Below are 13589 nucleotides of genomic sequence, written 5' to 3'. Positions count from 1 at the left end.
CTGCAAATATGCAGAAGGAGTTTTCCTCTTATACAAACAAATCAAATAATAAAACGGTTCCAAAAGCAATGAACGAAAGCATTGTTTCTAATACGGTCCAGGTTTTAAACGTTTCTTTTACGGTTAAGCCCAGATACTCTTTTACCATCCAGAATCCCGCATCATTGACGTGTGAGAGCATGAGCGATCCGGCACCTGTAGCGATAACAAGCAATTCCAGGTTTACGCCTGACATGTGTTCAATAATTGGCGCAACAATTCCTGCAGCTGTTGTTAATGCGACAGTTGCTGATCCTGTGGCAATGCGGATCAAGCCTGATACGATAAACGCCAACACAATAGGTGAGAGGGAAAAGTGCTCAGACATTTGGGCAATGGATGTGCCTACACCACTCTCAATAAGGATTTGTTTAAAGCCACCGCCTGCTCCGATGATTAAAATGATCGATCCGACTGGCAGTAAGCATTCTTCTGATAGTTTCTGAATATACGTTTTATCCATTCCTTGACGAATACCAAGGAAATAAAAGGCTGCAAAACACGAAATTAACAGGGCAATGACAGGACTTCCAATAAAGATAAATAACTTAAGCATTACGCTTGGTAATGGCAGATACGGTGCGAGAACGGATAAGATCATTAGTAAAACCGGTAATAAGATGATGAAGAATGAAATGCCTGTGCTTGGCAGCTTCTCTGACATCTTGCTTACTCGAATTAACTCTGGCTCTCCTTCTGGTATCACACGATTTTTTACCCACTTTGCAAACAACGGTCCTGCGATAATCGCAGCTGGCAATGCAATGATCAGCGAGTAAATCAGAACCTTTCCGATGTCCGCTTGATAGATGCCTATTGCCGTCATGGCACCAGGGTGTGGAGGTACCAAGCCGTGTACAATGGATAATCCTGCAAGAACAGGTATGGCAATTAGTAAAATATTTTGTTTCGTAGTTCGATAGATTGAAATAACAAGAGGCAGTAACATAACGATCCCTACGTCAAAAAATACCGGAATCCCAATGATAAAGCCTGAAAGCAGCATCGCCCACGGCAATTTTTTAACACCAAAGATACGAATGAAGAAATCCGCTACTTGCATTCCTGCACCTGAGTCAGACATCAGCTTTCCTAAAATGGTCCCTAACGCTAAAATTCCGACTAAATGGCCTAAAACACTCCCTACTCCGGTTTCATAAGCAGTGACGATTTTGTCCATTGATAATCCTGACATTACCGCTAAAAACAAGCTGGCAACCGTTAAACTAATAAAAGCATGCCATTTCCACCATGCTACACCTAAAATGACAATGACAATTGACAGCAAGGTAATGGTTAACAAATATAATTCCATAGTTCTTCCCCCTTCTCCCTGTACGTAAACGTTTTCATAGAAGTTGTGAGAAGGGGAGCTTTTCCCCTTTTCTCGCATTCTCTCTATTTTTTAATCATGTTTATCTTTGTATATCGCCCAGCGATACAGTCATCGCACGAAGGATATCGCCCTCTGATGACATTGGCGTATCGCCCACTATGGTATGAGCAAGCATCCCTGCAGCTGCGGCAAAATCAACGGTCTTCTCTGGTGAAAATCCTTCGATTTCACCATGGATAATCCCGCTTGTATAGGCATCTCCCGCACCAATTCTGTCATAAACCGAAAAGGCCAGTGTTTTTGAAAAATGGAATGTTTGATTTTTATACATAAATCCCTTTAACGAATGAGTGTTGTCTCCGTTAATGGAACGATGGGTACCCGCAATAACAGAGATGTTGTACATTTTCGCCACAGCTGGAATCAAGTCCACGAGCTGATCATGACGATCTTCCTTCTCCGTTTTCATCCCTAAAATATAGATGGCATCCTTTTCATTCATCATAACGAGATCAGCCAGATGGAGCATTTCTTCATAATGCTGTCTTGCTTTTTCATATCCATCTTCACCCCAGAGCGATGGCCGGTAGTTACAGTCAAATACAACCATTCCTCCATTTTCTTTCACCGCTTTGGCAAATGCCTTCATTTGCTGACGGACCGTATCATTCATCGCCAGGGTGATCCCGCAAAAATGAATAACATCGATGTTCTTGGCAATGGAATGAAAATCGTACGATCCTTCAGCAGCAGTATTAAAACTGCTTGCTTGGCGATTGGTATAGGTCACCCTGCTTGGGCGGGCACCAAATCCATTTTCTAAAAAATACATGCCAACATAATGCCCATCACGTCTAATGAATGCTTGCGCTATTCCCAGCTTTTGAAGATAGGCAACGGCTGCATCGCCCACTGCATTGGCCGGCAATGTGGACACGAGATATCCCGCATGTCCAAATCGCGCTAAAGCTGCGGTTATATTGACTCCTGTTCCAGAAAAGGAATAGTTTAATGTGCTTGCTTGTGACAGGAGTTCATACCCTGGCACCTGCAAGCGCATCATTACCTCTCCGAATGCTGCGATATTCTTAGGCATCGTGATCAACCAATTTCTTTATTGTTGCAAGTAATTCACGCACATCCTCTACCTTTGTTTTCCCTGTGCTTTTATCGATGATCGATGAATACACGTGAGGAATCACTTTCGGCACCTTCGCCTCCAAGGCGATTCGCAAGATGGCTTCGAAATTTTCTTTATCGATCCCGCCTGTCGGTTCTAGCGCGAAGCCTTCCTCCCCGCATGCTTTAGCAACCGCACGGAACTCATCTTCACAGCTTAGCCCGTTCATAGGGAAATATTTTAATGCATTGCCGCCCATATCGCGCACAAGGGCAATAGCCGTTTTAATCGGTACAATCGCATGCTCGTCCTGAGCAGCACTGATCGGGCCTGTTGAGATATTCACATATCCAACTTTTCCTGTTGGCGATACCAAGCTGTTAATCCAGCTATCTTTCTCTCCAAGGTTGGCACGCGTTGCACCTACTGAAGGGAAGACTTGGTTAATATGACTGCCAGGGTAGTATTTCGCAATCTCGGCTACAACTGTTGCTTGTCGATTGTCACCAGCACCCAATCCAATTGATACAGCATCATCAATTTCGTTACCGTAATCTTTCATTGCTGCAACTGCCTCTTCCACGGTCGGATAATCTTTTGAAAGAACACCAACTAACACATAGCCTTCAGCTGCTTCAAATACCTCTTTTGCATTTTCTATACTATTTGCTAATACATTTAATGCGACACGTTCCTTGTAAAAACGGTTTGTTATGCCTGTCATCTTATTTACCTCCTGCTATTTCACGGATTTTAGCTTCAATTACCTCAATATCATCATGCTGCAGCGGACGGGGATCGATATCAAAATAGCCCTGTCTCACGCCGTAATCACGAGTGTAAATGGCAATGTCACCCTCGCGCAGCCTTGTATTTACTTCTTTTGCTGTTACATTCGCTTGATTTGGATCAATTTGAATCCGCGCGCGGAATATCGCCCGACCTGCTTCATCCTGTACGATTGTCACCTTTACGCCTTCGATTTCATTCAATGACATTAATGTCTGTAATGTTTCTTTCTCTTGTTCACTTTTGTCTTCTTTATTGCCGTATTCATCCAGCGCTTGAAGCAAGCCAAATGTCGATTCCTTTCCGACCTTCATGCTGCGGCCAATGCCATGCAATTGAACCTTTAGCCATTCAATATACGTACGTTTACCGGCGACAATCCCTGAAGTTGGACCTTCAATCGCCTTTGACCCGCTGTAAATCGCCAAGTCTGAGTATTTCACATATTTTTGAAGATCTTCTTCTGCTGCAGCATCAACGATTAGGGGAACCCCATTTTGTTTGGCAACTTCCCATGCTTCCTCAACCGCAATCATGTTCTTTTGAACCGCATGGTGTGATTTGACGTAAAGGATGGCCGCAGTATTTTCCGAAATTGCCTCTTCAATATGCTCTGCCTTTCCTTCATTGGCATAACCAACCTCAACAAGCTTGCCGCCACCTAAATAAACCATCGTTTCAACTGGGGCTCCGTATTGGACATTGTGGCCTTTCAGGATAATAATTTCATTTTTAGGCAGAAATTCCTGGTGAAGACGTTCACTTTTGCGGCGATTGCCTTGTGTCACCATAGCCGCAACTGAAAGGGCAATCCCGCTTGATGCCGAGTTTACAATAACGGCAGCCTCTGAACCCATGATCCCAGCTACGTAATCACCTGCTTTATCGACTAAATCCGCGATCTCTACATAATTTTGCCCACCGTGTTTCATTGCTTCCATTACCGTATCGGTTGGAGCCGATACACCTAATATACTCATTCGTCCACTTGCATTAATTACACGTTTAAGGCCATATTTAGCATTCAATGAATTCACCATTTGCAACAACTCCTTTAGTTTCAATCCGTTGATCTGATACCCGCTTTTCCCCTTCAGAATCAATTAAAGTAATCGGTTCCTTTTTCACTGCAAAAAGAGTTAGATTAGCAGCATCTCCAGCCTTTATCCGGCCAAGCTCCGGTTTTTTCAGCCAATTAGCCGCATTTATCGTAACCGCTGCAATGACTTCCTCCAGCGAATATCCTAAGGAAAGAAATTTCGTTAAAACATTGGCCATGCTGTAAACAGGTCCGTTTATTCGGTTCCTGCGATAAATATCTGTACTAATTGTATTTAAAGCGATATGATGGCGTTTTGCTGCTTCTGCTACCTTAAAGGAGAAGCTGGCCGTACCATGGCCCACATCTAAATGAACACCGCGTTTAATGGCATCCTTTAATACTTGGCGTGGATTCTCATGTTCATCAAAAAGATTGTTTTGTTTGCCATTAAGATAATGGGTAATAACATCTCCTTTTTCCAAAAGAGGAATAATATCCTCAATTTTAGGCGGCCCAGAGCCGATATGCACCATTAATGGCAAGTCAGTCTCACTGGAAAGAGCACGCGCAATCTTTAATGGTTCTATTCCATTTTCACAAACAACGCTTTTACTAATCCTTGCCTTTAAGCCAACAATGATTTCTTTATAATCTTTTACTGCTTGTACAACCTTTCCTTTATCAATCCATTCTAGTCTTGATAATTCATCGATTCTTTCTAGGCCGATACGTGATATATTCAAAAAGGCATATACATTCGTCTTGGCTTTTTTACTGCTTGCTGCTAAATCAGCTATACGATCTGCTCCACAGCTACCAGCATCCACGATGGTCGTTACTCCTTGCTTTACTCCGATTTCATCGATTTCATCGCCATAAGGATCAAATTCAGGAAAGGCATGGACATGTAAATCAATCCATCCGCTTGATACAAAGAGACCTGAGCAATCGATAACATGTTCTCCTTGCCCGCTTCCTGCCATCATTACCTGGGCAATTTTCCCTTCCTCAATAACAATATCGATTTCCTCTCCATTTACTCGCTTTACGTGACGTAACACAAAGTTTTCCATTTTATTTTCACCTTTTTCATTGTCTATATAAAGACGCTTACAATTCTTATTGTGCCGTTCTACTAGATATAACGTTATAATGTTTAGTTGTAAAAATGATTTCTTGATGTAAGGTAAAGATAACACAGAAATCGAACAAAGTAAACATAACGTTATAATGTTTAATCGTTAAAATTCCATGTAAAATATTCCATATAGCTAGAAAGGATAGAAATCACAATGTTCCTACCCTATACATTTAAATTAACGACATATTTATGAATATCGGTATTATAGTAGCCGATCGAATATTCGATTAGTTGTTCGTTGATATCATAAGAATAACGGGTTCGCTGAAATAGTGGTTTCGGCTCAATCTTTAGCAAATTGGCGATTTTTTGATTCGGTGTGTCCACACCAAATTCATCTTGGAACCGATTAAAATAGACGCCATTTTCATACAGCAATTCATACAAAGAATCCTTAAACATTTCTGGATCTAATGATAGTGAAAAACGATTGGGAATATAATGGGTAAAATGAATATATGGTTGATCATTTAAGGTATAAATGCGCTCAATACAATAACAATCTTGTTCAAAGTGGGCGGACAAAACGGGATGGTTTGAAACATCAATCTTAGAGATCGTTACATTGCCCTTTTTTAAGGTATATCCAGTAGATAATAAATATTCGGAAAACCCCTGCCCCTTCGATAGTTTCGAGACTGCCCGATTCGCTAATACCTTTGTACCAATGCCGCTATGCTTTTCCACATAACCTTCTATCGCCAATTGTTCAACAGCTTTGCGTATCGTGATTTTACTAACGCCAAACTCCTTTTCCAATTCAGGTTCAGGAGGGATTAACGAATTCTTTGGATACACACCTTTGATGATCCGTTCTTTCAATTCATTTTTCACTTGAATGTAAAATGGTCCCTTATTTCGTAACAATCTCATTAGGATCTACCTTTCCGATATTTCTACTCATTGTTTACATGGTTGTTTAATCCCCCCTTATTGTACCAATATTTTTTTTGAAAGTGTAGGAAACTAATTTTCTTGAGGTAAAACGGAAGAATTTATATTTGAAGTAAAATATATAATAGAGCAGTAATGGGGAGAGTAGGTTTTACACATTTGTTTTTACTAAGCTTAAATCTGCAGCATAAATACTTAAAAACCTCGCGATGCTTCCCGAGCTCTTCCTCAATTTTTTTAAAATGGCCTTTAAATTCTGTTGGCTGCTTGTTGCTTATTTGCTTTCATTCATTTTGATTTTTATATTAGCTTTGATTGTATCTTCTAAGACAGTTATCTCCATCTTTTATTTCATGGATTTCCTACGTTAGAAGTGAAAAATGAAGGTTCTTAATCATTCTTCCCTCCTTCTCTCACCTCCTCTATGCTATTACACCATCATTTCTCCTAAAAATAGGCTGGTTGCTAAGGCAATCTAGCGGCAACCAGCCTCTCAAACTATGAGGAGTTAAGGGGGTACTTTTGATTTTTTCTAGTGCAGAGTAAAGCGGAACTAGCTTTCTTGCTCGACTAATTCACGTGGTTTGCCGCTCATAAAGCGAACGGAATCGGCTACAACTTCAGTGACATAGACACGGATTCGTTCTGCATTTTCATAGCTGCGTGTCTGGATTCTTCCTGTGACACCAACAATTGAGCCTTTTCGTCAATAGTTTGCCGTGTTTTCAGCCGTTCGTCTCCAGAGCGTACAGTTAACAAAATCCGTATCGATCTCACCTGCTGCATTACGAAATTGCCGGCTTACAGCCAACGTGATATTTGCGTCGCGGAAAGGCTGAACGTTTCCCGGCCAGTTATAACGCGGCTTGAAACAGGAGTCCAAGAGCCTGCTTTATCATACCTGCTTTCCTTAAGCAAGGCTTTTAATATTAGCATCGACGAGCTGATTGGAAGAAAGCCGCAAACAAATGATTACCTTTTTGAAGTATTTGGAGACTATAGCGAGGAACCTTCACTGCCGCACGTGATTGATTATTTAATTAAGAATCCCAAAATGATTGTTTGACTACAACAGCTTTTACTAGCTAAGCCAAAAGACCGCAGGCTGATTGAAGATATGTTAATTACCGTTATTGAAAAGACGAAGAAGTTGTCTGAGTAACGGTCGCTTTTTTGGCAATAATTGTTCCTATGGTATAATAAGTAAAGACGAATAGATGCAAAGCAACGTATAAAATACGAGCTGGGCGCTGGAAGTAAAAACTAGATCGTTCTGTCTCACTGATTCCACTTGAACATGCTTGCTTCGCAGCTGGACAAAAAGACGAAGTATCATCATTTTTTGCTATTCATTAAAAATTTAGCTTACAGGGGTGATGGCGATGAAAACATTTAAGCTTGTGGGCTTGAAAATTGAACAAGAAATTGATCAAGAAAAGACAATCAAAAAGATTCCGCTCGAAGACGGGTTAATCATTAACCTTGAGGATGGAGAAAATTCCTGGTTAATTGAAGCGCTCATTCCAAAAGAGCATCAATCTTACTTCGAAAAGCTATCTGAGACGAAAACGAAAATAAAAGTCCTAGTGACCATTTCGAAAAAGACCAATGCACCCGCCCATATCCTGTCAAAGGTTAAAACCATTACTCCTCTTGAAAACCATTTATCAATTTTATTAGATGGCCGATTATTAACATCCAGACCAATCCATGATCCAGAGGAGCTGCTTCGTTCCTTAATGGGGCAAGGGTTAATAGGAGAAGATCTCCTAAAAACTTTTTCAGAAAACGTTCATCAGCGGAAAGAATCAACGAAATTATAATACTGACAATCACATAATAATAACGAAAGTCTTTTCTTCACCGAGTCTTTACGGGCAGTTATCCGATCTTCTTTCCTTTTCCTCGATGCTTGAGGTGGTTTCCTGCCCGTGAAGATTGGAAGAATGTTTTATCAGGTCTCAGGCTCCAATTTTTGGAGCCTTTTTTCATTTTAGAAACCTGAAAAGTTCCTTCTTCTAATAAACGGTTAAACTTTATCAAAACGTATAACATTTCATTTCCTCTGGCAATAATAAAAACCTTCCTAGGCCTTTTATACGAGTTTAGTAACAAATAGCAAAATCCCTTCGTCTTCAAGTTGAAATTTGTAAAAATGTTTAATTGAAAAAAATAGAGGGTTTTATTAAAGGAAAACGAACAATAACTCAAAAGGCCAATATTAGTGTTTACACAACATTAATCTATCCTTTAAGCAATATTAATAATTAACTGATAATCTTCTATTGCTAGCTAATTTTTACTAGGAGGAAAAGATGATGGGAATGAAAAATGTAATAGCAGGTTTTTCTCTCATATGTTTGATGGTTCCTACTTTTACTGCAACTGCTGCATCTTCGGGTTCTGCAGCCCAAAAAGAAACCACAAGCATTGTAGCAGATTGGAAATTTTCAAAAGAATATGTGAAAAGCGGTTCGATTGAAAACGGGAATATGGTCATTGAAGATGCCAGCCAAAATGGAAACGATTTAGAGATAGTAACGGTTGGAGATTCGTCTTCACCAGAATTGAAAAATATGCTGACATGGTCAGAGGATGATTATGATAGCCAAGAAAAGATTGATAGCTTACAATTTGCTAATTATAAAAAAGCTCCTGCGGGAAGGTATTTAAAAACAACCAATGATTCACCAATCAATTCTGAGACATTTGAAAATGGATTTACGATCGAAGCCGTTTTTAAATTACCGAGTGATTTTAATAGTAGTTTACATAGTTGGATGGGGATTTTAACCAGACAAGGGCAGGCTGCTGATCTCAATAAAACGGAAGGCGAGAAAGAAATTCTTACAACATTGTCTGTATCCAGTGACCAAGAAATTCAATGGACAAGCCATCCATCAAATCTAAATTATAATGTGACCAACTGGTCTCGTTCATTAAATAGTGATGAATGGTACCATTTGGCGGTTGTTAATGACGGGCAAACAACGACTTTAACAGTAAATGGCATTAGCGATTACGGAAAATCAATAGAGGTAAAAGGCATTGCAACGATAGAAGGTAAAGGCTGGAACATCGGTGCTTCTGAGTGGGGAAATGAATTAGATGCATTATTTGCAGGCAATATTCAAGAAATACGAATCGCAGATGAGGCTTTGTCTGAAAAAGAATGGCTTATTCAAGATGCTCGTGATGATCAGCCGGTGGAAGGAACAAACAAGAAACTCCCATTCCTAACAGATAAAAATAATTATAATTTTCTTTTTGTACCAGATACACAGAAATATTCTAACCACAATCCAGAGATCTTTACCAGCCAAATGAAGTGGATTGCTAAAAATACAAAGAAAAACAATATTGTCATGAATGCATTTGTTGGTGATATTGTCGATAGTAATTCAGAAGCACAATGGCAAAATTCTCTTGAATCTATTTCCTATTTAGAGAAAAAGGATATTCCTTATATCATGACAGCAGGAAATCATGATTATGCTAGTGGAGATCCATTCTTAACACATTATGGACCGCAGCGTTTTGCAGATAAAGAATACTATAAGGGTTCTTCTCCTTCAGGCTATGGCTCTTATGCTCTTGTTGAAGCCGGCAGCTATGAATACTTACTCTTAATGGTTGATATGAAAAATCTTCAAAAGGATTTAGAGTGGTCAAAAGGTGTTTTAAATCAACATAAAAACATACCAACGATCATCGTTTCTCATGATATTATATATCCTCAAGCAGAAAATAATGAAACCACTGCCGTTGAGTCGTCTAACGGGAAACTTATCTGGAATGAGCTTGTCAACCAACACAATCAAGTGTTTATGACGGTTAATGGGCATTACTTTGGAATCACACACCGGGTCAAACAAAACGCGGCAGGGAACGATGTGATTCAAATGCTAGTCAATTACCAATCAAACTATCGAGGCGGAAATGGCTGGCTAAGACTAGTCGAATTTGATGAAGAGAAAAACAAACTGTTTTTCCGTACTTACTCCCCATTTGTAGACGAAATGTCGAAAAAGGAAAAAACATATATTGATTTTAATTATTTAACCGATAACCGCAATCAATTTGAATTAGATTTCAATTTTAAAGAAAGATTTACCCTGAATTAACTGACAGGATGACTCGTACAAAGAATACTCCGCCGATTGAATAGGCCTGAGTGTCATGAAACATTCTTTGTACTGAGTCATCTCCTTTTTTACATAAAAAATATAAAACGTAAATATAGAGTTCATATGCTTTCAGTAAAATAGAATTTGTCTTACTATTTTTCATTTATTTGGAGGTAAAGTAAAAATGCTGCGTCAATGTAAAGCAATATCTGTTTTAGCCCTCAGTTTTTCTATCCTTCTTCAAGGATTGCCAGTGAACGCAAAAGAAGTTGAGAATGTCAAATCCGGGAATTCAGAGGGCAGATGGTTGACTGGAGAATATCATACTCATACGTTTCAGTCTGATGATTCCCAGCAATCTCTTGAAGAGCTTCTAGACCATGGATTTGATCAGTATGGGATGGATTGGATTGGAATATCCGATCACTTAAGACCATCATCCCGAGACGATGAAGGAAATCCGATTCCAGGCGGACCGATTCCAATGTCACAAGGAATCATGCAATTTCAAGCACCAAAAATAAAACAATTGCAAGATGCAGGAAGATATAAAAATAAAATCATCTTTTCGGGATTCGAGTGGGACATGCCTACTTACGAACATGTAGGCATTGGGATTTTAGGCGATCAAGCCGGATCCATGAAAACCTTAAAAGCAATAAACCAGTTTGAATATTTATTTACGGATCGGGATGAAAAGATGTTTAATTCAGAAGATGTATCCGTATGGAATGCTCAGGATCAAAGAGCTTATAAGACTCCGCAGGATGCTCGGACAGCTTTGGTTTGGCTTGAGAAAAATTACAAGAATACAAGTTTTGCTATATTTAATCATCCATCTAGAAAAAGAGTTTACACAGTTTCCGATTTCCGCGACTTCAATAACATCGCCCCAAATGTTGCTTTTGGATTTGAAGGAATGCCTGGAAATCAAATGGAGCCTGACAGAGGCGGTTTAAATCTTTCCACACCAGAAAACCGAACATATGGCGGTTCAGATTATATGCTTGCTAAGCTTGGCGGTACATGGGATGCACTCCTTGGAGAAGGACGACATTTCTGGAACTTTTCCAATTCGGACTCCCATTTCCATATTAGTGATAATGGTCTATACTCCAGTGGATATTGGCCTGGCCAGTATTCCAAAAACTATACATGGGTGAACGGTTCCTCAGCGCAGGCTGTTGTGGATGGAATGAGGTCCGGAAAATCCTTCTCCGTTTTTGGAGATTTAATCAATGCACTTGATTTTAGAGCAAAAGGTGCTGGGGACGAAGCTGAGATGGGAGAAACCCTTCAAGTAAAAGAAGGACAATTGGTTACGATAACAATCCGCTTTAAAAGCCCAGCAAAAAATAATAATGGAGATCCAGTTCAAGTAGATCATGTCGATCTGATTGCTGGTGACGTAACTGGGAAAGCTGCTCCTAACACAGATGCCTACAACAAAAATACAAATGATACAACCAAAGTAATGAAACGATTCTCAAGCAAAGACTGGAAAACAGATCACAATGGATACAACGTCATTACATTTAAAACAAGAGCAGATAAGGATCAATATTTCCGACTTAGAGGGACCAATCTGGGAGTAAATGTCCCAGGAGAAACAAGTAACGGAGAGCCCCTGATTGATCCAGTAACAAATATTGAAGATAATGAAACACGTTTTGCCGAAATCAATAAACGAAATTATCAAGATCTCTGGTTTTATTCCAATCCAATTTTCGTCAGTGTGGAAGATCAGTCAAATAAGGAATAATACGGGGAATCTGCTTTTATAAAGAGGCATCAGGCTGTCGGGGAATTTTCTGACAGCCTTCTTACTATTCGTTCAAAAAAGGTCAATCTATTCAAAAAATCCTAATCTAATGAGCAATAAAAAAACTCGGAACGCACCGACGCTCCGAGTTTGTCTTAAAAATATTTCTTACGATCACGTTCATCTTTCAAAATTTCTACTGCCTCTCTAAATCGTTGCGAATGGACAATCTCCCGCTCTCTTAAAAAGGCAAGACTATCATTTATATCAGGGTCATCTGAAATATTAATAAGCCATTGGTATGTAGCCCTTGCTTTTTCTTCTGCCGCAATATCTTCATACAAATCTGCAATTGGGTCTCCCTTAGCTTGAATATAAGTTGCTGTAAAAGGCACACCGGCTGCATTGTGGTAATACAAGGCAGAATCATGATCCACATAATGTTCGCCCAAACCTGCTGCTTTTAGCTGCTCAGGTGTAGCATCTTTGGTTAGCTTATAAACCATTGTTGCAATCATTTCTAGATGAGCAAATTCTTCTGTTCCAATATCATTTAGTAAGCCTATAACTTTGCTTGGAATCGTATAACGCTGATTTAAATAACGCAATGCAGCCGCTAATTCCCCGTCAGCACCGCCGTATTGTTCAATTAAATATTTCGCCAGAGTCGGATTACATGTGCTAACTTTTACTGGATATTGAAGCTTTTTTTCATATACCCACATGCTCTGTTCCTCTCCTTTCGTAGTGAAAGGACCGGGCAGCACCGATCCTTGATCAAATTAAACCTGCCATGGCCATGGAGCAGATCCCCAGCTCCAATTTGCATCTGCAAAGCTGTTCCCAAAGCCTTGCAACATTCCAAATTTAGACTCAAACACTTGCTTCAGCTGCTTGCTTTTTAAAGCACATTGATTAAATTGCTGAAGAGCCTGGATATCATTTGGATGGGTATCCAGATAAAGGGTCAGTTCGACAAGAACAAAATCGACCGCTTGAATTTCTTCAAGCAGGTGGTAATATTCATCAGGTAATTGCTTCACACTCACTACCTCCCTTTTCCTTCATCAGGGCTTTCATATGGATTTTCATACGGGTCGTATAATGCAGGCCAAAGTGTGCCCTTTTTCAATGCAATCTTAGGAGGAAACTGCTGAAGGTTTGGCGGCTGAAATCCCATATATAAATGAGGCGGTGTTGAATAAAACTTCAATCCGATTGGCGGGCAAGGATCAAAGCGGCTATGAAACGGTTGATACGCCTTCATTCTAGTGAATGTTGCCGGCTGCTCATAAGGAAAATTCATATCTTTCACCATTTACACCTCTTTTTAATAGAC

At 39.8% G+C, this 13589-nt stretch carries 13 protein-coding genes and 1 pseudogene; 4 read left to right on the top strand and 10 right to left on the bottom strand.

Going from position 1 to position 13589, the window contains the following annotated elements; genetic code table 11:
* Positions 1-28: 28 nt before the first annotated feature.
* The 7 genes and pseudogenes from WQ54_RS25685 to ssb all read right to left on the bottom strand — a co-directional run.
* Positions 29-1354: a GntP family permease gene (locus WQ54_RS25685; RefSeq protein ID WP_046588650.1), complete on the bottom strand. Its 1326-nt coding sequence runs from the start codon at positions 1352-1354 to the stop codon at positions 29-31.
* A 100-nt stretch (positions 1355-1454) separates the two neighbouring features.
* Entirely contained in the window at positions 1455-2471 is a 1017-nt protein-coding gene (locus WQ54_RS25680) for a sugar kinase (protein ID WP_046588649.1), read from the bottom strand.
* Positions 2464-3219: a KDGP aldolase family protein gene (locus WQ54_RS25675; RefSeq protein ID WP_046588647.1), complete on the bottom strand. Its 756-nt coding sequence runs from the start codon at positions 3217-3219 to the stop codon at positions 2464-2466. Before WQ54_RS25675 ends, WQ54_RS25680 begins: the two co-directional genes overlap by 8 nt.
* A 1-nt stretch (position 3220) precedes the next feature.
* Positions 3221-4324: a DgaE family pyridoxal phosphate-dependent ammonia lyase gene (locus tag WQ54_RS25670; RefSeq protein WP_046588645.1), complete on the bottom strand. Its 1104-nt coding sequence runs from the start codon at positions 4322-4324 to the stop codon at positions 3221-3223.
* The gene (locus WQ54_RS25665) at positions 4302-5399 is read right to left on the bottom strand and encodes an amidohydrolase/deacetylase family metallohydrolase (protein ID WP_046588644.1); all 1098 of its coding nucleotides are present in this window, start codon (positions 5397-5399) and stop codon (positions 4302-4304) included. Before WQ54_RS25665 ends, WQ54_RS25670 begins: the two co-directional genes overlap by 23 nt.
* A gap of 230 nt (positions 5400-5629) precedes the next feature.
* A complete protein-coding gene (locus WQ54_RS25660) occupies positions 5630-6340 on the bottom strand; it encodes a GntR family transcriptional regulator (protein WP_046588641.1) in 711 nt (236 codons plus the stop codon).
* A gap of 574 nt (positions 6341-6914) precedes the next feature.
* Positions 6915-7184, bottom strand: a pseudogene (ssb, locus tag WQ54_RS33065) (single-stranded DNA-binding protein); the annotation flags it as partial.
* On the opposite strand from ssb, the gene WQ54_RS35740 reads away from it, so the two are divergent.
* The 4 genes from WQ54_RS35740 to WQ54_RS25640 all read left to right on the top strand — a co-directional run bounded on the left by WQ54_RS35740 (position 7155) and on the right by WQ54_RS25640 (position 12250).
* Complete coding sequence (locus WQ54_RS35740; RefSeq protein ID WP_046588639.1) at positions 7155-7427, top strand: helix-turn-helix domain-containing protein; 273 nt, start codon at positions 7155-7157, stop codon at positions 7425-7427. The pseudogene ssb and the gene WQ54_RS35740 overlap by 30 nt on opposite strands.
* Positions 7428-7743: 316 nt before the next feature.
* Positions 7744-8184 carry a YwpF family protein gene (locus tag WQ54_RS25650; RefSeq protein ID WP_046588638.1) on the top strand — a complete coding sequence of 147 codons (441 nt, stop codon included), beginning with the start codon at positions 7744-7746 and terminating at the stop codon, positions 8182-8184.
* Positions 8185-8676: 492 nt separating this feature from the next.
* A complete protein-coding gene (locus tag WQ54_RS25645; RefSeq protein ID WP_231597647.1) occupies positions 8677-10485 on the top strand; it encodes a LamG-like jellyroll fold domain-containing protein in 1809 nt (602 codons plus the stop codon).
* A 187-nt stretch (positions 10486-10672) separates the two neighbouring features.
* A complete protein-coding gene (locus tag WQ54_RS25640; protein WP_046588636.1) occupies positions 10673-12250 on the top strand; it encodes an S-layer protein in 1578 nt (525 codons plus the stop codon).
* 155 nt (positions 12251-12405) lie between these two features.
* On the opposite strand, the gene cotJC is transcribed toward WQ54_RS25640, so the two are convergent.
* Genes cotJC through WQ54_RS25625 form a run of 3 tightly spaced genes read right to left on the bottom strand, consistent with a single transcriptional unit; the run spans position 12406 to position 13568 of the window.
* Positions 12406-12975, bottom strand: coding sequence for a spore coat protein CotJC (gene cotJC, locus WQ54_RS25635; RefSeq protein ID WP_046588634.1), 570 nt, complete (start codon positions 12973-12975; stop codon positions 12406-12408).
* 57 nt (positions 12976-13032) lie between these two features.
* The gene (locus WQ54_RS25630; RefSeq protein ID WP_046588631.1) at positions 13033-13293 is read right to left on the bottom strand and encodes a spore coat protein CotJB; all 261 of its coding nucleotides are present in this window, start codon (positions 13291-13293) and stop codon (positions 13033-13035) included.
* Positions 13294-13298: 5 nt separating this feature from the next.
* Positions 13299-13568 carry a spore coat associated protein CotJA gene (locus tag WQ54_RS25625; protein ID WP_269431591.1) on the bottom strand — a complete coding sequence of 90 codons (270 nt, stop codon included), beginning with the start codon at positions 13566-13568 and terminating at the stop codon, positions 13299-13301.
* Positions 13569-13589: the final 21 nt, after the last annotated feature.

The organism is Bacillus sp. SA1-12 (genome assembly GCF_000981385.1).
Classification (GTDB): domain Bacteria; phylum Bacillota; class Bacilli; order Bacillales; family Bacillaceae; genus Metabacillus.
Note: the sequence above shows the minus strand (reverse complement) of the source record. Positions and strands in the feature narration are given on the sequence as shown.

Excerpts from the sequence above, each read along its gene's own strand:
- WQ54_RS25625 (WP_269431591.1), bottom strand. The coding sequence starts at position 13,568 with ATGGTGAAAGATATGAATTTTCCTTATGAGCAGCCGGCAACATTCACT.
- WQ54_RS25650 (WP_046588638.1), top strand. The coding sequence starts at position 7,744 with ATGAAAACATTTAAGCTTGTGGGCTTGAAAATTGAACAAGAAATTGAT.
- WQ54_RS25640 (WP_046588636.1), top strand. The coding sequence starts at position 10,673 with ATGCTGCGTCAATGTAAAGCAATATCTGTTTTAGCCCTCAGTTTTTCT.
- WQ54_RS25660 (WP_046588641.1), bottom strand. The coding sequence starts at position 6,340 with ATGAGATTGTTACGAAATAAGGGACCATTTTACATTCAAGTGAAAAAT.
- WQ54_RS25675 (WP_046588647.1), bottom strand. The coding sequence starts at position 3,219 with ATGACAGGCATAACAAACCGTTTTTACAAGGAACGTGTCGCATTAAAT.
- WQ54_RS25680 (WP_046588649.1), bottom strand. The coding sequence starts at position 2,471 with ATGCCTAAGAATATCGCAGCATTCGGAGAGGTAATGATGCGCTTGCAG.
- WQ54_RS25670 (WP_046588645.1), bottom strand. The coding sequence starts at position 4,324 with ATGGTGAATTCATTGAATGCTAAATATGGCCTTAAACGTGTAATTAAT.
- WQ54_RS25685 (WP_046588650.1), bottom strand. The coding sequence starts at position 1,354 with ATGGAATTATATTTGTTAACCATTACCTTGCTGTCAATTGTCATTGTC.
- WQ54_RS25645 (WP_231597647.1), top strand. The coding sequence starts at position 8,677 with ATGATGGGAATGAAAAATGTAATAGCAGGTTTTTCTCTCATATGTTTG.
- WQ54_RS25665 (WP_046588644.1), bottom strand. The coding sequence starts at position 5,399 with ATGGAAAACTTTGTGTTACGTCACGTAAAGCGAGTAAATGGAGAGGAA.
- cotJC (WP_046588634.1), bottom strand. The coding sequence starts at position 12,975 with ATGTGGGTATATGAAAAAAAGCTTCAATATCCAGTAAAAGTTAGCACA.